The 22,432-nt window shown below is 68.0% G+C and carries 17 protein-coding genes; 8 read left to right on the top strand and 9 right to left on the bottom strand.

Annotated features, from left to right (window positions below; genetic code table 11):
- Nucleotides 1–28 precede the first annotated feature (28 nt).
- Nucleotides 29–1,507 (bottom strand): NAD-dependent succinate-semialdehyde dehydrogenase, encoded by a 1,479-nt coding sequence (locus BW996_RS10490; protein WP_037485320.1) that lies wholly within the window; start codon nucleotides 1,505–1,507, stop codon nucleotides 29–31.
- A 294-nt stretch (nucleotides 1,508–1,801) separates the two neighbouring features.
- On the opposite strand from BW996_RS10490, the gene BW996_RS21285 reads away from it, so the two are divergent.
- On the top strand, nucleotides 1,802–2,713 hold the full coding sequence (locus tag BW996_RS21285) for a hypothetical protein (RefSeq protein WP_139330830.1): 912 nt from the start codon (nucleotides 1,802–1,804) through the stop codon (nucleotides 2,711–2,713).
- A 117-nt stretch (nucleotides 2,714–2,830) separates the two neighbouring features.
- Here BW996_RS21285 and nirD read toward each other — a convergent pair whose 3' ends face one another.
- A complete protein-coding gene (gene nirD / locus BW996_RS10485; RefSeq protein ID WP_037485318.1) occupies nucleotides 2,831–3,172 on the bottom strand; it encodes a nitrite reductase small subunit NirD in 342 nt (113 codons plus the stop codon).
- A 16-nt stretch (nucleotides 3,173–3,188) separates the two neighbouring features.
- The gene (gene nirB / locus BW996_RS10480; protein WP_037485316.1) at nucleotides 3,189–5,726 is read right to left on the bottom strand and encodes a nitrite reductase large subunit NirB; all 2,538 of its coding nucleotides are present in this window, start codon (nucleotides 5,724–5,726) and stop codon (nucleotides 3,189–3,191) included.
- Nucleotides 5,727–6,589: 863 nt separating this feature from the next.
- On the opposite strand from nirB, the gene BW996_RS10475 reads away from it, so the two are divergent.
- Both BW996_RS10475 and BW996_RS10470 read left to right on the top strand, forming a co-directional pair.
- Nucleotides 6,590–7,012, top strand: a complete 423-nt coding sequence (locus BW996_RS10475; RefSeq protein WP_037485314.1) for a disulfide bond formation protein B — start codon at nucleotides 6,590–6,592, stop codon at nucleotides 7,010–7,012.
- Nucleotides 7,009–7,683, top strand: a complete 675-nt coding sequence (locus BW996_RS10470; protein WP_037485312.1) for a DsbA family protein — start codon at nucleotides 7,009–7,011, stop codon at nucleotides 7,681–7,683. Before BW996_RS10475 ends, BW996_RS10470 begins: the two co-directional genes overlap by 4 nt.
- A gap of 79 nt (nucleotides 7,684–7,762) precedes the next feature.
- Here the strand turns inward: BW996_RS10470 and BW996_RS22155 are convergent, their stop codons facing one another.
- The gene (locus BW996_RS22155) at nucleotides 7,763–9,298 is read right to left on the bottom strand and encodes a subtype B tannase (RefSeq protein WP_241462052.1); all 1,536 of its coding nucleotides are present in this window, start codon (nucleotides 9,296–9,298) and stop codon (nucleotides 7,763–7,765) included.
- A gap of 81 nt (nucleotides 9,299–9,379) precedes the next feature.
- The gene (locus BW996_RS10460) at nucleotides 9,380–10,660 is read right to left on the bottom strand and encodes a putative Na+/H+ antiporter (protein WP_037485310.1); all 1,281 of its coding nucleotides are present in this window, start codon (nucleotides 10,658–10,660) and stop codon (nucleotides 9,380–9,382) included.
- Nucleotides 10,661–10,895: 235 nt separating this feature from the next.
- Here BW996_RS10460 and argG point away from each other — a divergent pair, with 235 nt between their 5' ends.
- On the top strand, nucleotides 10,896–12,239 hold the full coding sequence (gene argG, locus BW996_RS10455; RefSeq protein ID WP_037485308.1) for an argininosuccinate synthase: 1,344 nt from the start codon (nucleotides 10,896–10,898) through the stop codon (nucleotides 12,237–12,239).
- A 240-nt stretch (nucleotides 12,240–12,479) separates the two neighbouring features.
- On the opposite strand, the gene BW996_RS10450 is transcribed toward argG, so the two are convergent.
- The 4 genes from BW996_RS10450 to BW996_RS10435 all read right to left on the bottom strand — a co-directional run bounded on the left by BW996_RS10450 (nucleotide 12,480) and on the right by BW996_RS10435 (nucleotide 17,336).
- Nucleotides 12,480–14,132 carry a GGDEF domain-containing protein gene (locus BW996_RS10450; RefSeq protein ID WP_081838285.1) on the bottom strand — a complete coding sequence of 551 codons (1,653 nt, stop codon included), beginning with the start codon at nucleotides 14,130–14,132 and terminating at the stop codon, nucleotides 12,480–12,482.
- A gap of 335 nt (nucleotides 14,133–14,467) precedes the next feature.
- Nucleotides 14,468–16,201 (bottom strand): PhoH family protein, encoded by a 1,734-nt coding sequence (locus BW996_RS10445; RefSeq protein ID WP_037485304.1) that lies wholly within the window; start codon nucleotides 16,199–16,201, stop codon nucleotides 14,468–14,470.
- 170 nt (nucleotides 16,202–16,371) lie between these two features.
- The gene (locus tag BW996_RS10440; RefSeq protein ID WP_037485303.1) at nucleotides 16,372–16,848 is read right to left on the bottom strand and encodes a peroxiredoxin; all 477 of its coding nucleotides are present in this window, start codon (nucleotides 16,846–16,848) and stop codon (nucleotides 16,372–16,374) included.
- A 104-nt stretch (nucleotides 16,849–16,952) separates the two neighbouring features.
- Nucleotides 16,953–17,336, bottom strand: a complete 384-nt coding sequence (locus BW996_RS10435) for an Mth938-like domain-containing protein (RefSeq protein WP_037485300.1) — start codon at nucleotides 17,334–17,336, stop codon at nucleotides 16,953–16,955.
- 129 nt (nucleotides 17,337–17,465) lie between these two features.
- Between BW996_RS10435 and BW996_RS10430 the strand changes: the two genes are divergently transcribed.
- The 4 genes from BW996_RS10430 to BW996_RS10415 all read left to right on the top strand — a co-directional run.
- Entirely contained in the window at nucleotides 17,466–18,695 is a 1,230-nt protein-coding gene (locus tag BW996_RS10430) for a pyridoxal phosphate-dependent aminotransferase (RefSeq protein WP_037485296.1), read from the top strand.
- A 113-nt stretch (nucleotides 18,696–18,808) separates the two neighbouring features.
- Nucleotides 18,809–20,125, top strand: coding sequence for a homoserine dehydrogenase (locus BW996_RS10425; protein WP_037485293.1), 1,317 nt, complete (start codon nucleotides 18,809–18,811; stop codon nucleotides 20,123–20,125).
- Nucleotides 20,126–20,138: 13 nt separating this feature from the next.
- Nucleotides 20,139–21,503, top strand: coding sequence for a hypothetical protein (locus tag BW996_RS10420; RefSeq protein ID WP_037485290.1), 1,365 nt, complete (start codon nucleotides 20,139–20,141; stop codon nucleotides 21,501–21,503).
- Nucleotides 21,457–22,432, top strand: a 976-nt coding sequence (locus tag BW996_RS10415) for a hypothetical protein (RefSeq protein WP_217694721.1), incomplete at its 3' end; no start/stop codon positions are given. The genes BW996_RS10420 and BW996_RS10415, both read left to right, overlap by 47 nt.

Here is a 22,432-nt window from a genome sequence, read left to right as displayed (position 1 = left end):
CGGGGTCGGGCGCCTTGCGGCCCGGGGTTCAGCGCAGGATGTCGCTGATGCAGAGGTACTTGACCTCGACGTAGTCGTCGATGCCGTGGTGCGAGCCCTCGCGGCCCAGGCCCGACTGCTTGACGCCGCCGAAGGGCACCTCGGCCACCGAGATCAGGCCGGTGTTGATGCCGACCATGCCGTACTCCAGCGCCTCGCCGACGCGGAAGATGCGGCCGATGTCGCGGCTGTAGAAGTAGCTCGCCAGGCCGAACTCGGTCGCGTTGGCGGCGGCCACCACCTCGGCCTCGGTCGAGAAGCGGAAGATCGGCGCAACCGGGCCGAAGGTCTCCTCGGTGGCGCAGAGCATCTCGGCGGTCACGTCGGCCAGCACGGTGGGCGTGTAGAAGCGCTCGCCGATGCGCTGGCCGCCGGTGACCAGGCGCGCGCCCTTGGCCAGCGCGTCGGCCACATGGCTTTCGACCTTGGCGAAGGCGCCCTCGTCGATCAGCGGGCCCTGGCTGACGCCGGCCTCGAAGCCGTTGCCCACCCGGATCGCGGCGACCTTGGCGGCGAGCTTCTCGACGAACTGGTCGTAGACCTTGTCCTGCACGTACAGGCGGTTGGCGCAGACGCAGGTCTGGCCGGCGTTGCGGTACTTGGAGATCATCGCGCCCTCGACCGCCGAGTCGATGTCGGCGTCGTCGAAGACGATGAAGGGCGCGTTGCCGCCCAGCTCCAGCGACATCTTCTTGATCGTCGGCGCGCACTGCTTCATCAGGATGCGGCCGACCTCGGTCGAGCCGGTGAAGCTCAGGTGGCGCACGGTGTCGGAGGCGCACAGCACGCCGCCGATCTCGATCGACGAGTCGGCGTCGCCGGTGACGATGTTGAGCACGCCGGCCGGCAGGCCAGCGCGCAGGGCCAGCTCGGCGCAGGCCAGCGCCGACAGCGGCGTCTGCTCGGCCGGCTTGATGACGACCGGGCAGCCCGCGGCCAGCGCCGGCGCGACCTTGCGGGTGATCATCGCGATCGGGAAGTTCCACGGCGTGATCGCCGCGCACACGCCGATGGCCTGCTTCAGGATGACGAAGCGCTTGTTCGGGTCGGTGGTCGGGATGGTCTCGCCGTAGACGCGCTTGGCCTCCTCGGCGAACCACTCGATGAAGCTGGCGCCGTAGACCACCTCGCCGCGGGCTTCCGTCAGCGGCTTGCCCTGCTCGGCGGTCATGATGCGCGCCAGGTCGTCGGCGTTCTCGATCATCAGCGCGTGCCACTTCATCAGGATGGCGGCGCGCTCCTTGGCGGTCTTGGCGCGCCAGGCCGGCCAGGCGGCGTTGGCGGCGGCGATGGCGGCCTCGGTCTCGGCGGCGCCCAGGCGCGGCACGTCGGCCAGCTTCGCGCCGGTGGCCGGATCGGTCACGTCGAAGCGGCTGCTGCCGGCGACCCATTCGCCGTTGACCAGGGCATCGGTCTTCAGCAGCGAGGGATCCTTCAGGGCGGCCAGGGGAGAGGGCGACAGCGTCATGGATGCAGACTCCGGGAGGGGTGAGGGGTCGTCGAGATCCCGCACTTTAGGCCAGCGTCCCCGGGCGCGCACAGACACAGCCGGCGCGTCCGCGCGCGCACTGTGCTGGGGGCGGGGCCGGTACAGAGCGGCGGCCCATAAAGCGGAATTTTTTGATGAAGACTTTGTCTTATTTATCCCCCTGTTTGAGGGGGGAGGCTGTGCGCCTACGTTGGCATTAATTCAGCAAGAATTCCACGATATGTAAAGTGACCTTGCTCAAAAACAAGGTCGTTTCGACTACAGGGAGTAGCGATGTCAGTTGGCCCCGGAAAGATTAGAGTTTTTCGCGCACAGGAAATACAGAAGTTACCATCTCGACCTGCAGAAAAAATTCAATCACATCCCAAAGCCCTAGTGCCGATCCCCACTGGCACTGTGCGTCGCATTAAGCGAATGGATGTTGAGGCGGGATGTGCAAAGCAGGATCGGGGCGCTCTAGTTTGTGAAAGTGGTCGATCCCATGCTGCTCCTGGACGGGTTTATATTAGGCTTTTGCCAACAGAGGTACAGCGAAGAAATTTGGTGAAAATATTTCAGGCTCCGATGGCACTGTCAAATTTGCTGCGTGTGCAGGAAATGCGAATTAAAAGCAAGGCTGATGCGTCTATGTTCCTTCTGCGCAATAAGAAGTTTCTGGACACATTTTTGGAGCCAAATGCCAGAGAGTCGATGGTTGACTTGCTCACTGATTTGCTCGTGCAATGGTCGGGTGATCCGCCTGAGCGTGTGGGTATTGATTTTGACGATGCATCACTGTCTTCCGAGCAACAGCTTCACATTCCAATTGTGAAATTGAGAGGTGTGGCACTAATGGACCCGGTTGCCGTCAATTCGCGTCGCAAGGGATTACGCTACAGAAATCCTTTTACTGTGTTCGAGGAGTCTGGTAATTTCTACGTCGCTTTCGACCTTGTGCGGCCGGAAAACGTAAGTGCAAAGTTTTTTGGGGCGCCCAAGCACGCAGGGTCATCAATACAGCCACTTGTTCTTGCTCCTGATGCTCCCTTGCCTTATATCGTTGGCACTCGTGATCTGCCTCGTGAGCCTCGGCAGCGGCTTCTATATTCAAGATATTCAGGGATTTTTCAACCGGGTATGGGTGTCATGAACTGGGGTGGCTTGTATGGGAAGTGCGTTAATGGAGGCAGACCACTGCTGCCTTGAAAATTATTGGCCGCAATTCGGGTTTGATGTTGCCTTTTGAGCGGACCACTCGAAATCGGGCCAGTCATGAAAAAAGCCGGCGTCACCGCCGGCTTTTGCATTCGCGTCGCGGACGAATCAACTCGCCAGCGTCACCAGCACCTGGCCGTCCTCGACCCGCACTGCGTGCGCGCGCACCGACAGCTCGGGCTGCTCCAGGCAGGCGCCGGTGGTCAGGTCGTAGTGCTGCTTGTACAGCGGCGAGGCCACGACGATCTGCTCGCCCAGGTTGCCGACCAGGCCGCGCGAGAGCACGCTGGCGCCGGACTTCGGATCGACGTTGTCGATGGCGAAGAAGCGGTCGGCGCCGACGCGGAAGACCGCGACATGGCGGCCCTCGACCCGCGCGCACACGCCGGTGTTCGGAACGATCTCGTCGACCGCGCAGACGGCGGTCCAGTTCAGGGTGTCGATGCTCATCTCGGGGCTTCCGGGCTCAGGCGGGGGTGCGGTCGGTGGCGGCGGCGGCGGTCTCGCGCTCCTCGGGGCGGGCCGGACGGATCTGGCCGCGCTCCTCGACGAAGACGATGTGCTCGTCGGCCTTGTCGCTGTTGACGAAGCTCTTGAAGCGCGCGCGCACGGCCGGCGTGGTCACGGCGGTCTTCCATTCGCACTGGTAGGTGCTGACCACATGGGCCATCTGCGCCTCCAGCTCGGCGGCCAGGCCCAGCTTGTCGTCGATCAGCACGCTCTTGAGGTAGTCCAGGCCGCCTTCCATGTTGTCGCGCCAGGTGCTGGTGCGCTGCAGGCGGTCGGCAGTGCGCACATAGAACATCAGGAAGCGGTCGATCAGGCGGATCAGCTCGGCCTTGCTCAGATCGGAGGCGATCAGCTCGGCGTGGCGCGGCTTCATGCCGCCGTTGCCGCAGACATACAGGTTCCAGCCCTTGTCGGTGGCGATCACGCCGACGTCCTTGCCCTGGGCCTCGGCGCATTCGCGGGTGCAGCCCGAGACACCGAACTTGATCTTGTGCGGCGCGCGCAGGCCCTTGTAGCGGTTCTCCAGCTCGACGGCGAGACCCACCGAGTCGTCGACGCCGTAGCGGCACCAGGTGCTGCCCACGCAGGACTTCACCGTGCGCAGGCTCTTGCCATAGGCGTGGCCCGACTCGAAGCCGGCGGCGATCAGCTCCTCCCAGATCAGCGGCAGCTGCTCCAGCCGCGCGCCGAACATGTCGACGCGGGCGCCGCCCGTCACCTTGGTGTAGAGGCCATACTTCTTGGCCACCGTGCCCACCGCGATCAGGCCGTCGGGCGTGACCTCGCCACCCGGCATGCGAGGCACGACCGAATAGGTGCCGTCCTTCTGGATATTGCCCAGGAAGTAGTCGTTGGAATCCTGCAGCGCGGCCAGCTCGGGCTTGAGCACGAAGTCGTTCCAGACCGAGGCCAGCACGCTGGCCGCGGCCGGCTTGCAGATGTCGCAGCCCAGGCCCTTGCCATGCTTTTCCAGCAGCTCCTCGAAGCTCTTGATCTGGCCGACGCGCACCAGGTGATAGAGCTCCTGGCGCGAATAGGCGAAGTGCTCGCAGAGGTGGTTGTTGACCGCCATGCCGCGCTTGGCCATTTCCGACTTCATCACCTGCGTGACCAGCGGCACGCAGCCGCCGCAGGTGGCGCCGGCCTTGCAGCCCGACTTCAGCAGCGCGATGGTGGTGGCGCCGTTGCCCACCGCCTCGCAGATCTGGCCCTTGGTGACGTTGTTGCACGAGCAGATCTGCGCCGAGTCCGGCAGCGCGTCCGGGCCCAGGCCCGGCTTTTCCTTGCCTTCGCCCGAGGGCAGGATCAGGAACTCCGGGTCGGCCGGCAGCGCGATGCCGTTCAGGGCCATCTGCAGCAGCGTGCCGTACTCGGCCGCGTCGCCGATCAGCACCGCGCCCAGCAGCTGCTTGCCGTCCGCGCTGACGACGATCTTCTTGTAGATCTGGCGGATCTCGTCGGTGTAGCTGAAGGTCTTGCAGTGCGGCGTGCGGGCGTGCGCGTCGCCGATGGAGGCCACGTCCACGCCCATCAGCTTGAGCTTGGTGCTCATGTCGGCGCCGGTGAAGGCGGCCGAGGCGTCGCCGGCGATCTGCTTGGCCACCACGCGGGCCATGTCGTAGCCGGGCGCGACCAGGCCGAAGGTCTGGTCGTTCCAGGCGGCGCATTCGCCGATCGCGTAGACGGCCGGGTCGGCGGTGCGACACTGGCTGTCGATGGCGACGCCGCCACGCGCGCCCACCGGCAGCAGGCTCTGGCGCGCCAGCTCGTCGCGCGGGCGGATGCCGGCCGAGAACACGATCATGTCGGTCTCCAGCCAGGTGCCGTCGGCGAAGACCATGCGGTGGCGCGCGGTGGCGCCGTCGACGATCTCGACGGTGTTGCGCCCGGTGTGCACCTGCACGCCGAGTTCCTCGATCTTGGTGCGCAGCACCCGGCCGCCGGCCTCGTCGACCTGCACCGCCATCAGCCGCGGCGCGAACTCGACCACATGCGTCTGCAGGCCCAGGTCGCGCAGCGCCTTGGCGCACTCCAGCCCCAGCAGGCCGCCGCCGACGACCACGCCGCTCTTGGAGCGCGCGCCGCAGGCCTTCATGCCTTCCAGATCCTCGATGGTGCGGTAGACGAAGATGTCGGCGCGGTCGCGCCCCGGCACGCTGGGCACGAAGGGATAGGAGCCGGTGGCCAGCACCAGGCGGTCGTAGGGCAGCACCTCGCCGTCGGCGGTGGTGACGGTGTGGTCGCGGCGCTCGATCTTCACCGCCCGCGACTTCAGGCGCAGCGTGTAGCCGCTCTCCTCGAAGAAGCCGGGCGCGACCAGCGACAGGTCGTCCGCGCTCTTGCCGGAGAAGAACTCCGACAGATGGACGCGGTCATAGGCGGCGCGCGGCTCCTCGCACAGCACCGTGACTTCGGCATCCTTCACACCGGCCTCGTGGAGGCTTTCCAGGAACTTGTGGCCCACCATGCCGTGGCCGACGACGACGATCTTCATGCGGTCTCCGTGATGACGGACCGGAAGAACCCGGCCGTCGAAGGTTCCGTCCGGGAGGCCGGCTCAGGGACGAGCGCAGGCGCACCGGGAAACGGAGAGAGAGGGGAAAGGGAAGAGGGCGCGGACAGCGGGGCAGCGATCGATCAGCCGATCAGACCCGGTCCGTGCGGCGCGCGCGACCCTGCCGTCGTTGGCAGAGGCTGGGGGTAGCGGATGCCGGAGCTACCTTGCTTGCGTCAAGCGGTGACAAGCAGGATGCGTGCCTGTCTTTTCTACCGAGGCGTGGGCCTGAAACCCGATCGAATGGATCTGTCTTGCACTTTTGTGGTGCGTGCGCTCGGCTGGAATCAGGTACGGCCGCGGTGCGTGCGCCACGATGGGGACATAGAATCCGCGCCGTCATGCGCCGTTGGCTTGCCCTTCTTCTGTTGGTCCTGATGTCGCTGCAGCCGGTCTGGGCTGCGGTGCTGTCGCCGCTGACCGGTGAGCGGGCGGGTATCGCAGCGTCGGCCGCGTCGGCCTGCGAGGCGCCAGACACCAGCGACTGCGCAGGATGCGCTGCCGTGCACGACCGCCATGAGCATGCCGGCAGCGGATGCTGCTGTTCCTGGGTCCTGCCAGCCCAACATCGGCTGGTGACGGGGGGCGGTGCCACGGACCGACCGTCGGGCGAGCCGCTCCGGCTGACCTCGTTCCGGGGCGATCGCCCTGAACGACCCCAGTGGCATGAGTGATCCGCGTCTCGACGGCTGACGCCGTCACGACCGAACGACGACACCCTGTTTCGGCCGCCTCCGCCGTGGCGACAGCGCGCTCGTGCCTGCACGCGTGCGGCGGGCGGCCCCTGTCCTGCGGAGATTCTCATGCACCGATACCACTGGCTGCTCCTGTGCAGCGCCTGGCTGGTCGCGACGCTGGCCACGGCCGGCGCGCTCTTCATCGGGGAGGTCATGCTGATGACGCCCTGCGTCCTGTGCTGGTACCAGCGCATCTTCATGTTCCCGATCGCCCTGGTGCTGACCCTGGCCTGCCTGCGCGGCGATCGTCAGGGCGCCGTCTACGCACTGGCCCTGGCGATCGGCGGTGCGTTGACGGCCGCGATCCACCTGCTGCTGCTGGCCGGCTGGATCGACACGGCCAGCCTGCCTTGCCAGTCCGGCGTCTCCTGCGCCGACCAGAAGCTCGAGATCCTCGGCGGCCTCCCGATTCCGGGCCTGTCCCTGCTGGCCTTCCTGCTGATCCTGGCGGCGCTCACCCCCCTGTTCCTGCGAAAGACTGCCCGATGACTTCCATCCTTTCCACGCACCGCCGCCCGCTGCTGGTGGCCGGCCTCCTGATTCTGATCGTCGTGGCGTTCGTGCTGGGTGCAGCCCGGTACCGCGCGCAGGCGCATGCCGAGCAGCAGGCCCGGGTCCACCAGCAGGATGACCGCATGGTGCGGCCGCACTCGCCGGTGATCGGCCCGCGCGATGCCCCGGTCACGCTGGTCGAGTTCTTCGATCCCGCCTGCGAGAGCTGCCGCTATTTCTATCCGAAGGTCAAGGAGATCCTGGCGCGTCACCCGAAGGAGGTCCGGCTGGTGCTGCGCTATGCGCCTTTCCATGCCGGATCGGATCAGGTGGTGGCGCTGCTGTTCGCGGCGCAGGCACAAGGGCGTCTGCAGCCGGTGCTGGAGGCCCTGCTGGCTGCACAGCCTCAGTGGGCCGACCATGCCCAGCCGGATCTGTCGGTGGCCGTTCAGGTCGCGCAGCAGGCCGGCCTGGACATGGCGCAGGCGGCCGAGCAGGCCCGAAGCGCCACGACGCTGCAGGCCCTGCGCCAGGACGTGGCCGACCTGGAGGCGCTCGGCATCCGTCGCACGCCGACCTTCTTTGTCAATGGCCAGGGTCTGGAGCGATTCGGACCCGAGGCGCTGGAAGCGCTGGTCGCGCAGGAGGTGGCACGAACTCGGCGCTGAAGTCGCCTCAGGGGAGGCCGGCCCGGCTTCACTCCCGCCGTGTCGCGATCAGCGACTTCACCTGCGGCGTCTGCAGCGCTCAGCGCGGGGCTGCCGTCACCCGATCGATCCAGGCAAAGAGCGCGTCCAGATCGTAGTCGCCGCTGTGCGGGCGGTCCCAGGGCAGGGCCAGATCCACGTCGATGCCGTGCTGCGCCAGCAGCGTGCCCAGCATGACCGGCACCGCCAGCGAGGTGTCGCGGTCCATCGTGCCGTGGCGGATGCGCCAGTGCGGGGCCACGGTGGCGGCGCTGCGGCCGATGTAGTGCATCGGATTCATCATGCGCACGGTGCGCTCGTCGGCCTGCTGCGCGCCGACGACGCGGCTGTGCTGCATCGAGAACGCGGTGAAGTGGCGCTTGTCGAGGCGGCTGCTGCCGAAGAGCTGGTTCTCGCCGGTGTCCAGCGCCACGCCGTCGAAGGCGGGCGGCAGCTTCATGCGGGTGGCCGCCAGCCCATAGGCGTCGAAGTCCAGATCGACCACCCGTCCCGAGGCGATGCGCAGCCAGCGCCGCGACGACAGGTCGGCGCCGGCGTCGAGCGCCTGCTGCGCCGAGGCGATCACCAGCGACTTGACATGCTCCCGGAAGCTGCCGTGGCCACCGGCGTCGAGCCGCAGCGGCCGGCCCGCCGCGTCGCGCAGGTCCAGCGTGTTCAGGTAGGCCGGAAAGCTCGCCTTCAGCGCGTCGGCCAGCGCGATCTGGTCGGCCGTGAGGGTGCCGGCCACCTCGCGGCGCTGCATCTGGTAGTCCAGCATCGACATCTCGATGCGGCGGTAGTCGTGGGCGTGGCCGAACTGCCATTCGTAGGCTGCGTCGGCGTTCTCCAGATTGGTGATCGGGCAGTAGGCGGAGACGGCGAAGATGTCGTCGCGTGCGGGGGCCGCACCCAGCGCGCGCAGCGCCTCCTCGTGGTCCGGGCTGTTGCCGCTGGCGCCCAGCAGCGCGGACAGCGCACCGCCGGCGCTGGTGCCGTTGGAGATGATGCGCGCGGTGTTGCCCGGCATCACCGCGTCATGGTGGCGCAGGAAGCGCACGGCCGCTTTCAGGTCGATGATGGCCGCCGGCGCCTTGCCGGTCCAGGTGCCGTCGGCGGCCTGCAGCGTGCGACCGCGTGCGCCGGGCGAGGCCACCACCAGCCCGCGGGTCAGCGCCACCGCGATGGCCGAGGGCAGCGGGGTCTGGCCGGGGGCCGGCGGCGGGCCGTTGCGGCCCTCGGGCGTGCCGGGCTTGGCCGGCATGTAGCCGCCGATCGAGTTGGGCAGGAAGATCGGTGCAGTGCGCGCCGTGCGGCCGTCGATCTGGCCGCCCTGGAAATAGGCTTCCGGGATGTAGAGGTTCATCACCTGCCACGCAGGCTCGACCGGGCGGCTGACATAGGCCAGGCCTTCCCAGGCGCGCACGACGACGGTGCGGCCGCCGGCGCTGACCTCGCGGCGCTGGTAGCCGCGCTTCGGGTCGAAGGGCGGGGGCGGGCTGGCAGGCGAGGGCGTCGGGGTCATCGGCGTGGAGCTGCAGGCGCCGGCCAGCGAGGCGGCCAGCAGCGACATCGTGAAGGTGCGGCGGGGAATCATCATGCCCCTGACGATGCCCGCCGATCGTGCAGCCAGTGTGCAGCGGTGTTGCTGCAGGGTTGCTGCGGGGTGCCGCGTGCCCGCTCAGAGCAGCAGGAAGGCGCCCATCGCCACCAGCGTCGGCCCGAGTGCGCCGGCCAGCAGGCCGCCGGCGCCGATCGACTCGTCCAGGAAGCCACGGCGCAGCAGTGCCGCGCCGGCCGGGTTGGGCGCGTTGGCGATCACCGTCAGGCCGCCGCCGGCGACCGCGCCGGCCACCAGCATGTATTTCGAGGCCTCGCTGATGCCGGAGATCTGGGCACCCAGGTAGGTGAGCGCGGCGTTGTCGGTGATCGCCGTCAGGCTGACCGCGCCGAAGAAGAGCGCCATCGGCTCCAGCCCCGACACCAGCGGCTGCAGCCACCAGCGCTGCAGGCCGCCGAGCACCACCAGCCCGGCCAGGAAGAAGCCCACCAGCAGCGCCTCCTTGATCAGCAGCGGGTCCTGATGGCGCGCGTAGGCCTGGGTGAAGCCCAGGAAGAGCAGGAAGAGGCCGAGGAAGGCGACCGGATGGTGGGCGGTCAGCACCACGCCGGCCAGCAGCGCGGCATGCACCGCGGTGACCGTCCACGGCACCGGGCGCCGGGCGGGCGGCTCGTCCGTGGGCAGGCCGGGCCGTGCGATCAGGTGCCGGCGCAGCATCCACACCGCCACGCTGGCGTTGATCAGCACCGCCACCGCTGCCTTCCAGCCGAAGGTCGACAGCATGAAGGCGCTGTCCCAGCCCCAGACGCCGGCGACCATCAGCACCGGCGGCGCGGCATAGGCGGTCAGCGTGCCGCCGATCGAGATGTTGACGAACAGCACGCCCAGGGCCAGATACTTCAGCCGCTCTGGCACGTCCGGCCGGAAGACGCGCGGGGCCAGCAGCAGCGCGGCGATGGTCATCGCCGCCGGCTCGGTGATCAGCGAGCCCAGCAGCGGCACGGCCGCCAGCCCGAGCCAGGCGCCCGCCAGCGGCGCCGCGTCCCGACCGGCCCGCGCCGACAGTGCCGCCACCGTGCGCATCACCGCCTCCAGGATCGGCCGCGAGCCGGCGATCACCATGACGACGAAGACGAACAGCGGCTCGGTGTAGTTGCGCGATTCCGCATAGTGCAGCGCGGTGTCGCCGCCGGCACTGAGCGCCATCGTCAGCACCAGCACGATGGCCCAGAAGCCGAAGACGACCTCGACCTCGCCGAGCAGATGGAAGACGCCTTCGTGGCGCGGGTGGCGGTGGGCCAGGCGCTCGAACTGCTTGGCGGCAAAGGTGTGCAGCAGCGCGAGGGCGAACAGGGTGGTGGCAAGCAGCTCGACGGGGGTGGCTGGCGCGGACAGGGTCATGCGCGGACGCTCCAAGGGCAGGGCCCGCGAGGCGGCCCGACCTTCGCGTGATACCTGCCTGACGACCCCTGCGGCCCGGCACCCGATGGCAGTCTAGCCGGCCGACACGACCGGCGCTGGCCCCGGGGCATCCGTGCCGTGCGCGCGGGCGCTTCGATCCGGGCGCCAAGTTTGCGACAATCGTGGATTCATTCCGTTCTTCGTCGTCGCGGCCGTCGCGACCGTCTACAGCGCCATGTCTGCCACCATCCTGCAAAACCTCCCCGCCGGCCAGAAGGTCGGCATCGCCTTCTCGGGCGGTCTCGACACCTCGGCCGCCGTGCACTGGATGCGCGCCAAGGGCGCCATTCCTTGCGCCTACACCGCCAACCTTGGCCAGCCTGACGAGAGCGACTACGAGGACATCCCGCGCAAGGCCCTGGCCTACGGCGCCGAGATCGCCCGCCTGATCGACTGCCGCGCCGCGCTGGTGGCCGAGGGCATCGCCGCCATCCAGGCCGGTGCCTTCCACATCACCACGGGCGGTGCCACCTACTTCAACACCACTCCGCTGGGCCGCGCCGTGACCGGCACGATGCTGGTGGCGGCGATGAAGCAGGACGGCGTCAACCTCTGGGGCGACGGCTCGACCTACAAGGGCAACGACATCGAGCGCTTCTACCGCTACGGCCTGCTGGTCAACCCGCTGCTCAAGATCTACAAGCCCTGGTTGGACCAGACCTTCATCGACGAGCTGGGCGGCCGCAAGGAGATGAGCGAATACCTCATCAAGAATGGCTTCGACTACAAGATGTCGGTCGAGAAGGCGTATTCGACCGACTCGAACATGCTAGGCGCGACCCACGAAGCCAAGGATCTGGAGTTCCTGAACGCCGGCATGCACATCGTCAAGCCGATCATGGGCGTGGCCTTCTGGCGTGACGACGTCGAGGTCAAGCGCGAGACCGTGACCGTGCGCTTCGAGGAAGGCGTGCCGGTGGCGATCAACGGCCAGACCTTCGCCGACCCGGTGGCCCTGTTCGAGGAAGCCAACCGCATCGGCGGCCGCCATGGCCTGGGCATGTGCGACCAGATCGAGAACCGCATCATCGAGGCCAAGAGCCGCGGCATCTACGAAGCCCCGGGCATGGCGCTGCTGCACATCTGCTACGAGCGCCTGGCCACCGGCATCCACAACGAGGACACGCTGGCGCAGTACCGCGCCAACGGCCGCGTGCTGGGCAAGCTGCTCTACCACGGCCGCTGGTTCGACAGCCAAGCCATGATGCTGCGCGAGACCGCCCAGCGCTGGGTCGCCAGCGCGATCACCGGCGAGGTGACGCTGGAGCTGCGCCGCGGCAACGACTACACCATCATGAACACCGACAGCCCGAACCTGACCTACGCGCCGGAGCGCCTGTCGATGGAGAAGGTGGAAGACGCCGCGTTCACGCCGCTGCACCGCATCGGCCAGCTGACGATGCGCAACCTCGACATCAGCGACACCCGCGCCAAGCTGGGCCTGTACGGCAAGGCCGGCCTGCTGGGCGGCTCGGCCGGCGGCGCGCTGCCGCTGCTGACCGGCGGCGAGGACGCCTGAATGTGAGCGCGCGGGCCGTCGGGCCCGCCTGAGACGCATCCGCGCGATGCGCCGACACGAGAGGCCCTGCGGGGCCTCTTGCCGTTTCCGGTCGTTTCTGCGCTCGTCTTCCTGGCCCCGTCGGCCAGCAGCAGGCGCGCTGCGCCACCGCGCCTCTCACCGTCATGCCCGCGGAGGCGGGCATCTACGTGGCGATCGTCATCGCATCGGCGCAGCTTCCCCGATGCGAGCAGACCCCGCTCAGGCCGACGGCGGCAAAAGCGGCGGACCGCGCCGCGCCTTGTCGGCGTACATCAGCAGGTCGCTGCGCTGCATCAGCGTGGCCAGGCTGTCCTCGGCGCGGGCGCCGGCCAGCCCCAGGCTGGCGCTGACGCTCAGGCCGGGCGCGATCGTGCGCCAGTCGTGGCGCAGGATCTCGGCGCGCAGGCGCTCGACCACCTGCCGGGCGGTGTTCTCGTCGGTGTCGGGCAGGATCAGCATGAACTCGTCGCCGGCCAGTCGGGCGGCCAGATCGTGCTGGCGCAGCACATGGCGCAGCAGCCGTGCCATCGCGCGCAGCACTTCGTCGCCGACGACATGCGAATGCAGATCGTTGATCTGCTTGAAGCGGTCGATGTCGATCATCACCAGACACCAGGGCGCGGCCTGCTCGCGCTCGTCGCGCAGGCGCTGCAGCAGCGTCGCGGTCACGCGCTCGACCTGGCGGCGGTTGGCCAGACCGGTCAGCGGGTCTTCCAGCGAGAGTCGCTCGAACTGGCGCGAGCTGCTGCGCAGCTCGGCGATCGCCTGCGACTGCTGGCGCCAGGCCATGCGCAGCGTGGCGGTGCGCTCGCGCGAGGTCATGTTCTCTCGGTCCTGCAGCAGCTGGTCGGCGCGCAGTCGGCGAAAGGCCGCCAGCGCCTCGTCATGCCGGCCTTGCTGCTCGAGCAGGGTGATCTGCAGGTGGTGGGCGGTCTGCACCAGACGCTGGTCGCTGTGCGACCGGGCGTGCACCAGAAGCTCTGCGATGCAGTCGCTCGCCCGCGCAAGCTGGCCGCGTTCGAGCGCACGGCGCGCGAAGATCCAGGCCGCCAGTCCGCGCAGGCTCTCCGGTCGGATCGGGTCAAGCGGCGTGCGGGTGGCATCCTGCAGCGGTGCCAGCCCGGCGGGCAGCGTCTCGCCGGATGCCAGGAAAGAGCCCAGTCCGGTCTCGATCAGCGGCAGCAGCGCGGCCAGCTGCGCTCCGCCCGGCTGGGGGGTCAGCGCCGGCGCCTCGGCGCCGCTGGCCAGGATCTGGCGCAGCGCCTGCAGCATGTCGAACGCGATCGGGTCGACCTGCGCCGGCTGGCCCGATTGGCGGCATTGCTCCAGCCGGTAGAGCTCGCCCAGCAGCAGCTGCAGGCGCGGCTGGGCGGTGACGGTCTCGCCGCCACAGTGCTGTTGCGCCAGCGTGATGCTGCGCAGCAGCGCCCTGCGGGCGTAGTCGCTGTCGCGAGCATGGGTGGCCAGGCCAAGATGGTGGTAGGCGACGGCGGTATGCGCGCCGTCTGGCAGGCTCTCGGCCAGCCGGACCGCCAGCGTCGCGTTCTCGATCGCCTCCTCGAAGCGGCCCAGCCGGGTCAGCAGCAGCGCGACCAGGGCCAGCGCATCCGATTCCTGCCGCGCATCGCCGACCAGATGAGAGAGGTGCCCGGCTTGCCGGGCATGGGACAGGGCCAGTTCGGGCGAGGGCGGATCGCGGTGAAGCTCGGCGCGAGCCAGGATCAGGAAGGCGTCCGCCTGCCGCGGCAGCATGCCGCCCAGCTTGGCGCTGGCCAGCATCTCGTGCGCCAGGGCTGCGGCCTGATTGCAATGGCCGGCGATCAGCGCAAGATGCGCCAAAGCCGCCGACGGGTCATCATGACCGGATGGCATGTGTGGTGATGTGCTCGAAACGGCATCATCCGTCCTCGGCCGCTCTTGCGAGCCCCCCCTCAGCCGGATCACGCCTTGTTGCTGTTATGGACTGTGGCGATGCTTGATCACTCGGAATGGTAAACATTTTCGTACCTGATCACGCCAGCCGCGACCTCTTTCTTTCATCCTGACACGGGCTGGCGGCCTCCGGCAGTGATCGATCTCACGCCCGCAGACCGGTGCTGCACGCCGGTGTGTCGTGCAACACGTCATGAAGCGACCAAGAAAAAGGGAGGTGCATCGCACCTCCCTGCAGGGTGATGGCGGGCTCGTCGGCCGAGCCCGTGAACCGGTCAGAGCACCTCGGAGGCGAAGTCCGCCAGCCGCGAGCGCTCGCCGCGCGCCAGCGTGATGTGGCCCGCGTGCGGCCAGCCCTTGAAGCGATCCACCGCGAAGGTCAGGCCCGAGGAGCCCTCGGTCAGGTAGGGCGTGTCGATCTGCGCCAGGTTGCCCAGGCAGATGATCTTGGTGCCGGGGCCGGCGCGGGTGATCAGCGTCTTCATCTGCTTCGGCGTCAGGTTCTGCGCCTCGTCGATGATGACGATCTTGTTCAGGAAGGTGCGCCCGCGCATGAAGTTCAGGCTCTTGATCTTGATCTTGCTGCGCACGAGGTCGTTGGTCGCGGCCCGGCCCCATTCGCCGGCGCTGGTGTCGCCGCGCGCCAGGACTTCGAGGTTGTCGTCGAGCGCGCCCATCCACGGGCTCATCTTCTCCTCCTCGTTGCCGGGCAGGAAGCCGATGTCCTCGCCCACCGGCACCGTCACGCGGGTGACGATGATCTCGGTGTAGCGGCGCTCGTCCAGGACCTGGCTGAGCGCGGCGGCCAGCGTCATCAGCGTCTTGCCGGTGCCGGCGGTGCCGGTCAGCGTGATGAAGTCGCAGTCGGGGTCGGTCAGCAGGTTCAGCGCGAAGTTCTGCTCGCGGTTGCGCGCGGTCACGCCCCAGACGGCGTTCTTCGCGTGGGTGAAGTCCTTGAGCGTGCGGATGACGGCGGTCTTGCCGGTGATCTCGGTGACGCGCGCGTAGAGCGGTGCGTTGCCCGGGCTCTCCAGGTAGACGAACTGGTTGATCATCAGCGAGGGCACCAGCGGGCCGCTGAAGCGGTAGAAGGTGGCGCCGCTCTGGCTCCAGCTCTCCATCGTCTTGCCGTGGCGCTCCCAGAAGTCGCCGGGCAGCTGCAGCACGCCGGTGTAGAGCAGGTCGGCGTCTTCCAGCGTCTTGTCGTTGAGGTAGTCCTCGGCGGCCAGGCCCAGCGCGCGGGCCTTGATGCGCATGTTGATGTCCTTGGACACCAGCACGACCTCGCGTTCGGGCTGCTGCGTGCGCAGCGCCTGCACCACGCCGAGGATCTGGTTGTCGGCCTTGCCCTGGGGCAGGCCGTCGGGCAGCTTGAAGTCGACGAAGGTGGTCTGGAAGAACAGCTTGCCGCCGGCCTCGCGGTGGCCGGTGCGCGCCAGCGCGATGCCGGCGCCCGGATCGAAGTCCTTGGCCTCGCCCTGGCTGGCGGCCAGCGCGTCGAGCTCGCGGCTGACCTGGCGCACGTTGCGCGAGACCTCGCTCATGCCCTTCTTGTGGCCGTCGAGCTCCTCGAGCGTGATCATCGGCAGGTAGACGTCATGCTCCTCGAAGCGGAACAGCGACATCGGATCGTGCATCAGCACGTTGGTGTCGAGCACGAAGAGCTTGGCCGGGCCGCCGGTGCTGGCGCGGTTGCGACGTGGCCGGGCCGCCGGGGTCGGCGCAGCGGCTGCGGCCGCGGCCTTGGAGCGGGGAGAGCGTGCCGGCTTGACCGGCGCGGCCGCTGAGGCAGGCGCCTTGGCCTCGACCGGCGCCGCAAGGGCGACTGCCGGGGTGATCGGCGGCGCAGCCACCGGCTGCTGCGGCGGCTGGAGTTCGAGTGCGCTGCTGTCCTCGGCGGCGGCTGGCTTGGGCAGCGAGCGTCGTGACGGTTTCGGCGCCGACTGGGCGTCGAAGGCGGAAGGGTCGAGGACGGAGCCGCGCTTGGCAGGGGGTTTGGGCAGAGGCATGGGCGAAAGCGTCAACGTGAAAAGAAAAAGCCGCACAGCAAGCTGGGCGGCTTCTCGATCGGGGAATGCGGTTCAGGGCTTACGCGCATGAACCCATTATGCACAGGACGCTGCAGGCGCCAAGGCCCGCTGTCATGGTACGAATCCGGCTCAATCCGGTTCAATCCGGATCAGGCCGGCTTCTTCAGCTCCTGGACAGCCTTCAGGACCTCCTCGACATGACCGGCGACCTTGATGCCGCGCCATTCGGTGCGCAGCAGGCCTTCGGCGTCGATCAGGAAGGTCGAGCGCTCGATGCCCTTGACCTTCTTGCCGTACATGATCTTGTTCTTCACGACGCCGAACATGTGGCAGAGCTTCTCTTCGGTGTCGGCGATCAGCTCGAAGGGCAGCTCGAGGTTCTGCTTGAACTTGTCGTGCGAGGCCATGTTGTCGCGCGACACGCCAAAGACCACCGCGCCCGCGTTGGCGAAGTCCTTGTGGTGGTCGCGGAACTGCATCGCTTCGGTGGTGCAGCCGGGTGTGCTGTCCTTCGGGTAGAAATACAGCACCACCGTCTTGCCGAGGAAAGCCTGGGGGGTGAACTTCACGCCACCGGTTGCATTCGCTTCAAATTCCGGCAGAGGTTTGTTGAGAGCGGGCGTCATGCAAGTTCTGTAGTCTTGTGGATCCCTGATGGGGATAAGCCCATCATTATACTGCCAGTTCAAGGCGCTTCCTGACGCGCCCGGCTTCGTCCGGGCGGGGGATTTCAGCCGATGATCAGCGCCGCCACGGCCCGCCGGCCCTCGCTGACCAGCACGTTGTAGGTGCGGCAGGCGGCAGCGGTGTCCATGCACTCGATGCCGATGCGCGCCTCGATCAGGCCGCGGGTGATCGACGGATGCACGAAGCGCAGCGTGCGGCCGCTGCCGAAGATCACCAGCTCGGGCTTGAGCGCCAGCAGCGCGTCGAAGTCCTCGCGCTGCAGCTCCTCGACGCGGGTGCGCGGCCAGGCGAGCACCTCGCCGCGCCAGGGCACGATGACGCTGCTGCGCCACTGCACCAGCTCGCTCTGGTTGTTGATCGAGACGGTGTCGGTGGCGGTGCTGAAGATGGCGTTGACGCCATCGAGTCGGTCGGGCTGGAGTTTCACGGCAGGGCGGCAGGGGCGGGATGCGCTAAATTCTAGCCTTTGGCCGACAATGGCCGCCCCGGCTGTCCCCCTGCGTCCCGTACCGTTTCTCCGGCGCTCTCCTTATCTCAATCGCGAACAGGATCCCTCGTGCTCAAGACCGTCGCCAAGTCCGGCAAGCTCGCCAACGTGTGCTACGACATCCGTGGCCCGGTGCTGGAAAAGGCCCGCCAGATGGAGGAAGAGGGCCACAAGATCATCAAGCTCAACATCGGCAACCTGGCGGTGTTCGGGCTGGAGCCGCCCGACGAGATCGTGCAGGACATGATCCGCAACCTGCCGCACGCGGCCGGCTACACCGACTCCAAGGGCCTGTTCGCGCCGCGCAAGTCGGTCGTGCACTACACGCAGGAGAAGGGCATCCGCGGCGTGACCGTCGACGATGTCTACCTGGGCAACGGCGCCTCCGAGCTGATCTCGATGGCGATGAACGCGCTGCTCGACGACGGCGACGAGGTGCTGATCCCCTCGCCGGACTATCCGCTCTACACCGCGGTGGTGGCGCTCTCGGGTGGCCGCCCGGTGCACTACCTCTGCGACGAGTCGTCGGAGTGGATGCCTGATCTGGACGACATCCGCGCCAAGATCACGCCGCGCACCAAGGCGCTGGTGATCATCAACCCGAACAACCCGACCGGCGCGCTCTATCCGGAGCCGGTGCTGCAGGCCCTGATCGAGATCGCCCGCCAGCATCAGCTGATCGTCTTCGCCGACGAGATCTACGACAAGACGCTGTTCGACGGCAATGTGCACACCAGCATCGCCTCGCTGGCCGACGACGTGCTGATCCTGACCTTCAACGGCCTGTCCAAGAACTACCGATCCTGCGGCTACCGCGCCGGCTGGATGGTGGTCTCGGGCGACAAGCGCCATGCGCGCGACTACATCGAGGGCCTGAACATGCTGGCCTCGATGCGCCTGTGCGCCAACACGCCGGGCCAGCTGGCGATCCAGACCGCCTTGGGCGGCTACCAGAGCATCAAGGACCTGGTGGCGCCGGGCGGACGGCTGTGCCGCCAGCGCGATCTGGCGCACCGGCTGCTCACCGAGATCCCGGGCGTCACCTGCGTCAAGCCCAAGGCGGCGCTCTACATGTTCCCGCGCCTGGACCCGAAGATGTACCCGATCCAGGACGACCAGCAGTTCGCCTACGAGCTGCTGGCCGAGGAGAAGGTGCTGATCGTGCAGGGCACCGGCTTCAACTGGCCGACGCCGGACCATTTCCGTCTCGTCTTCCTGCCGAATTCCGACGACCTGACCGACGCGATCGGGCGCATCGCCCGCTTCCTCGACGGCTACCGTCGGCGGCACGCCGGCTGAGCCGGCTGCGGTTTCCACTTCCCGTTTTCCGTTTCTCTCTCGCCTGCACCGTCGGAACTCCGGTGCAGTTTCTCACCCAAGAGACGGCGCAGTCACAAGCGCCACCCGTTCGCATGAAACCCATCCAAGTCGGCCTGCTGGGCATCGGTACTGTCGGTAGCGGCACCTTCAACGTGCTCACTCGCAACCAGGAAGAGATTCGCCGCCGTGCGGGCCGCGGCATCGAGATCACGATGGTGGCGGACCTGAACGTCGAGCGCGCCCGCGAGATCGTCGGCGACCAGGCCCGTGTCGTGGCCGATGCGCGCGAGATCATCGCCAATCCCGAGATCGACATCGTCATCGAGCTGATCGGCGGCTACGGCATCGCCCGCGCGCTGGTGCTAGAGGCCATCAACGCCGGCAAGCATGTGGTCACCGCCAACAAGGCGCTGCTGGCGGTGCACGGCACCGAGATCTTCGCCGCCGCCAGCGCCCGTGGCGTGATGGTGGCCTTCGAGGCGGCGGTGGCCGGCGGCATCCCGATCATCAAGGCGCTGCGTGAAGGTCTGACCGCCAACCAGGTGCAGTGGGTGGCCGGCATCATCAACGGCACGACCAACTTCATCCTGTCGGAGATGCGCGACAAGGGCCTGGACTTCGACGTCGTGCTGAAGGAGGCGCAGCGCCTGGGCTACGCCGAGGCTGACCCGACCTTCGACATCGAGGGCGTGGACGCCGCGCACAAGGCCACGCTGATGAGCGCGCTGGCCTTCGGCATCCCGGTGCAGTTCGACAAGGCGCACGTCGAGGGCATCACCAAGCTGTCGGCCGTGGACATCCGCTACGCCGAGCAGCTCGGCTACCGCATCAAGCTGCTGGGCATCGCCAAGCGCCGCGACGACGTCGGCGGCATCGAGCTGCGCGTGCACCCGACGCTGGTGCCGGCCAAGCGCCTGATCGCCAACGTCGAGGGCGCGATGAACGCGGTGATGGTGCAGGGCGACGCCGTGGGCACGACGCTGTACTACGGCAAGGGCGCCGGCTCCGAGCCGACCGCCTCGGCCGTGATCGCCGATCTGGTCGACATCACCCGCCTGCACACCGCCGACCCGGACCACCGCGTGCCGCACCTGGCCTTCCAGGCGGGCGAGCTGCGCGACACGCCGGTGCTGCCGATCGACCAGGTGCGCACCGCCTTCTACCTGCGCCTGCGCGTGGCCGACCAGAAGGGCGTGCTGTCGGCGATCACCTCGATCCTGGCGGCCTCCGACATCTCGATCGATGCGGTGCTGCAGCGCGAGTCGAATGACGGCGAGAACCAGACCGACGTCATCATCCTGACGCACGAGACCGCCGAGGGCGCGATGCGCGCCGCGCTGGCGCAGATGCAGGCGCTGCCGACGGTGCTGGCGCCGATCGTGTCGCTGCGCAAGGAAGAGCTGGCCTGAGCGGGAGGCGGCCATGACGATCGATCCCCGTGAAGTGCTGCTGGACGAGCTGGCCACCATCCTGCAGAACGACCCCGGTGCGCTCGACGCCACCGATTCGCGCTATGTGCCGGGGCTTCACGGAACGGGGGCCGAGGATGTCGTCCTCACCCTGGCGCGATCGATCCGTCGCACGACCGGCTCGCAGCTCTACTACTTCAGCGGTCAGCGCGGCACCGGCAAGAGCACGGAGCTGCGTCGGCTGGCGGTCGAGCTCAACGGCCTGCCGCGCACGAAGGCCTTCGTCGTCGATGTGCTGGAGTACATCGGCGAGAGTCACCCGATCCGCACGATCGACCTGCTGCTGGTGACGGCACTGGCCTTTGCCGATCGACTGAGTGCCGGGGATGCCTTCGGGGCCGACTTCCGCAGCGAATCGGTGGCCAGCCGCTTCGGACAGTGGCTGCAGTCGGATGTCCAGATCACCAGCCTGACGCTGGGCGGCGCCAAGGCCGAGTTCAAGCGACTGCAGCAGAGCATCCTGCAGCACATCCGCGACTTCGACCTGGCCCGCGAGGAGCGCACGATGGCGCAGTGCCGCGAGTACATCCGGGAGATGGCCGTGGCGGTGCGGCAGCGCTTCCAGGTGGACAAGGTGGTGCTGCTTGTCGACTCGCTGGAGCGCCTGCGCGGTGTCGGTGACGATGCGGCGGCGGACATGTTCAACCGCGTCGTCAAGCTGTTCGACGCCGATCGGGATCATCTGCGCCTGCCCGAGCTGCAGGTGGTCTATGCGGTGCCGCCGTATCTGCCCTACCTGACGAATGTTGGCCAGTACGTCAGCCTGTCGATGCTGGCGTCGGTGCGGGTCTGCGAGCCGCCGGCCAAGGCGCGGCGGCAACCGCGCGAGCAGGGGCTGCAGACCATGCGCCGCGTTCTGGAGAAGCGCTTTGGACGCTGGGCCGAGCTGATCAGCCCGGAGGCGCTCGACTTGCTGGCGCTGCGTTCGGGCGGCGATCTGCGGCAGCTGCTGCGGCGCTTCCTGCTCGACGCGCTCGATCAGGGCTACTTCGCGCTGGACCGGCTGCCGCTCCAGGCCGACGACCCGATCATCGCGATGGTGATCGACAAGCACCGCGTCGAGTTCGAGAGCATGGTGACCCGCGACGAGTACGCGCTGCTGCACGGGATCGGGGCCGAGAACGCGCTTGACCTGCCCAAGCGCAGCGACTGGCCGACCGTGGCGCGCTTCTTCGACATCCGTGCGGTGCTGAACTACCGCAACGGTGTCGAGTGGCTCGACCTCAATCCGCTGCTGTGGCCGCTGATCGACAAGGTCGGGGCCTCGGGTCATGACGTCCGCGCCGCTGCCTCCGACACGGGCACTGCCGCCGCTTGAGGCTGCGGCGCAGCAGGCCTGGCAGCTGCTGGAACGCCGTCTGCGGCTGCTGCACGGCTTCGGGTTGCTGGTCTACAGCGTGCGCACGCCGGCGCTGGCCGATGCGCTGAAGGCACGTCTGGCCGAACACCTGCGTGGTCAGCAGCGTCGACTGGTCGTCATCTCGTCGCCTCATCCGGAGCAGTTTGCCGAGCTGTCGCTCAAGACGCTGCTCGGCGTTCCCGAGTCGGTTGACACCGGAGCGTACTGGCTGGAAGCGCATCGCGGCGCCGGTCGCGCCCTCTGGGACGCCGAGCGGCGCGAACTGCTGCTGCGACTCAACGAACGGCGCAGCATCCTGGAGGCCGAGCACCATGCGCCGCTGATCCTGCTGCTGCCGGCGGGGGGCGTGGCCGACATGGCCCGTCTGGCGCCCGACCTGTGGCACATCCGGCTGCAATCCACCGAGCTGGCGGCAGCGCTGCCAGTGATTCGACCCGACGGCATCGACCAGGCTGTCGAAGCGGTCGATCAGCCGCTGACGCCGGAAGCCGCGGCAGAGGTTGAAGCCGCGCTGGGGTACTGGGTTGATCAGTGGCGCCTCAATTTCGATGGCTTGTCCGCTTACGAGCTACGGCCCGATCATCCCCGGCTCTGGGACATCGCGCTGTGGGATGGCGGGCGGGCACTGGACGTCTGTCTGCAATACGGCCGCCTGGATCAGGCCAGCATGGTGGCGCAAGAGTTGTTGAGCGTGTCGAGATGGCGTGCTCAGGCTGAGTCGGACCAGCCTCTGCATCTACGAGACGTGTCGGTGTCGCTCAACAAGGTGGGCGCGGTGGCGCAGGCGCAGGGCGACTGGACGGGCGCGGAAGGGGCGTACCGGGAAAGCCTCGGGATTCGCCGGGAGCTGGTGGAGAGGCTGGGCGGGACGCCGGAGGCGCTGCGGG

Source organism: Sphaerotilus natans (assembly GCF_900156335.1).
GTDB classification, from domain to species: domain Bacteria; phylum Pseudomonadota; class Gammaproteobacteria; order Burkholderiales; family Burkholderiaceae_C; genus Sphaerotilus; species Sphaerotilus natans.
The sequence above is the reverse complement of the archived record's forward strand: the minus strand, read 5'-3'. Positions and strand labels throughout refer to the sequence as shown.

Coding starts and splice junctions, on each gene's coding strand:
- BW996_RS10490 (WP_037485320.1), bottom strand. CDS start 1,507: ATGACGCTGTCGCCCTCTCCCCTGGCCGCCCTGAAGGATCCCTCGCTG.
- BW996_RS21285 (WP_139330830.1), top strand. CDS start 1,802: ATGTCAGTTGGCCCCGGAAAGATTAGAGTTTTTCGCGCACAGGAAATA.
- nirD (WP_037485318.1), bottom strand. CDS start 3,172: ATGAGCATCGACACCCTGAACTGGACCGCCGTCTGCGCGGTCGACGAG.
- nirB (WP_037485316.1), bottom strand. CDS start 5,726: ATGAAGATCGTCGTCGTCGGCCACGGCATGGTGGGCCACAAGTTCCTG.
- BW996_RS10475 (WP_037485314.1), top strand. CDS start 6,590: ATGCACCGATACCACTGGCTGCTCCTGTGCAGCGCCTGGCTGGTCGCG.
- BW996_RS10470 (WP_037485312.1), top strand. CDS start 7,009: ATGACTTCCATCCTTTCCACGCACCGCCGCCCGCTGCTGGTGGCCGGC.
- BW996_RS22155 (WP_241462052.1), bottom strand. CDS start 9,298: ATGATGATTCCCCGCCGCACCTTCACGATGTCGCTGCTGGCCGCCTCG.
- BW996_RS10460 (WP_037485310.1), bottom strand. CDS start 10,660: ATGACCCTGTCCGCGCCAGCCACCCCCGTCGAGCTGCTTGCCACCACC.
- argG (WP_037485308.1), top strand. CDS start 10,896: ATGTCTGCCACCATCCTGCAAAACCTCCCCGCCGGCCAGAAGGTCGGC.
- BW996_RS10450 (WP_081838285.1), bottom strand. CDS start 14,132: ATGCCATCCGGTCATGATGACCCGTCGGCGGCTTTGGCGCATCTTGCG.
- BW996_RS10445 (WP_037485304.1), bottom strand. CDS start 16,201: ATGCCTCTGCCCAAACCCCCTGCCAAGCGCGGCTCCGTCCTCGACCCT.
- BW996_RS10440 (WP_037485303.1), bottom strand. CDS start 16,848: ATGACGCCCGCTCTCAACAAACCTCTGCCGGAATTTGAAGCGAATGCA.
- BW996_RS10425 (WP_037485293.1), top strand. CDS start 18,809: ATGAAACCCATCCAAGTCGGCCTGCTGGGCATCGGTACTGTCGGTAGC.
- BW996_RS10420 (WP_037485290.1), top strand. CDS start 20,139: ATGACGATCGATCCCCGTGAAGTGCTGCTGGACGAGCTGGCCACCATC.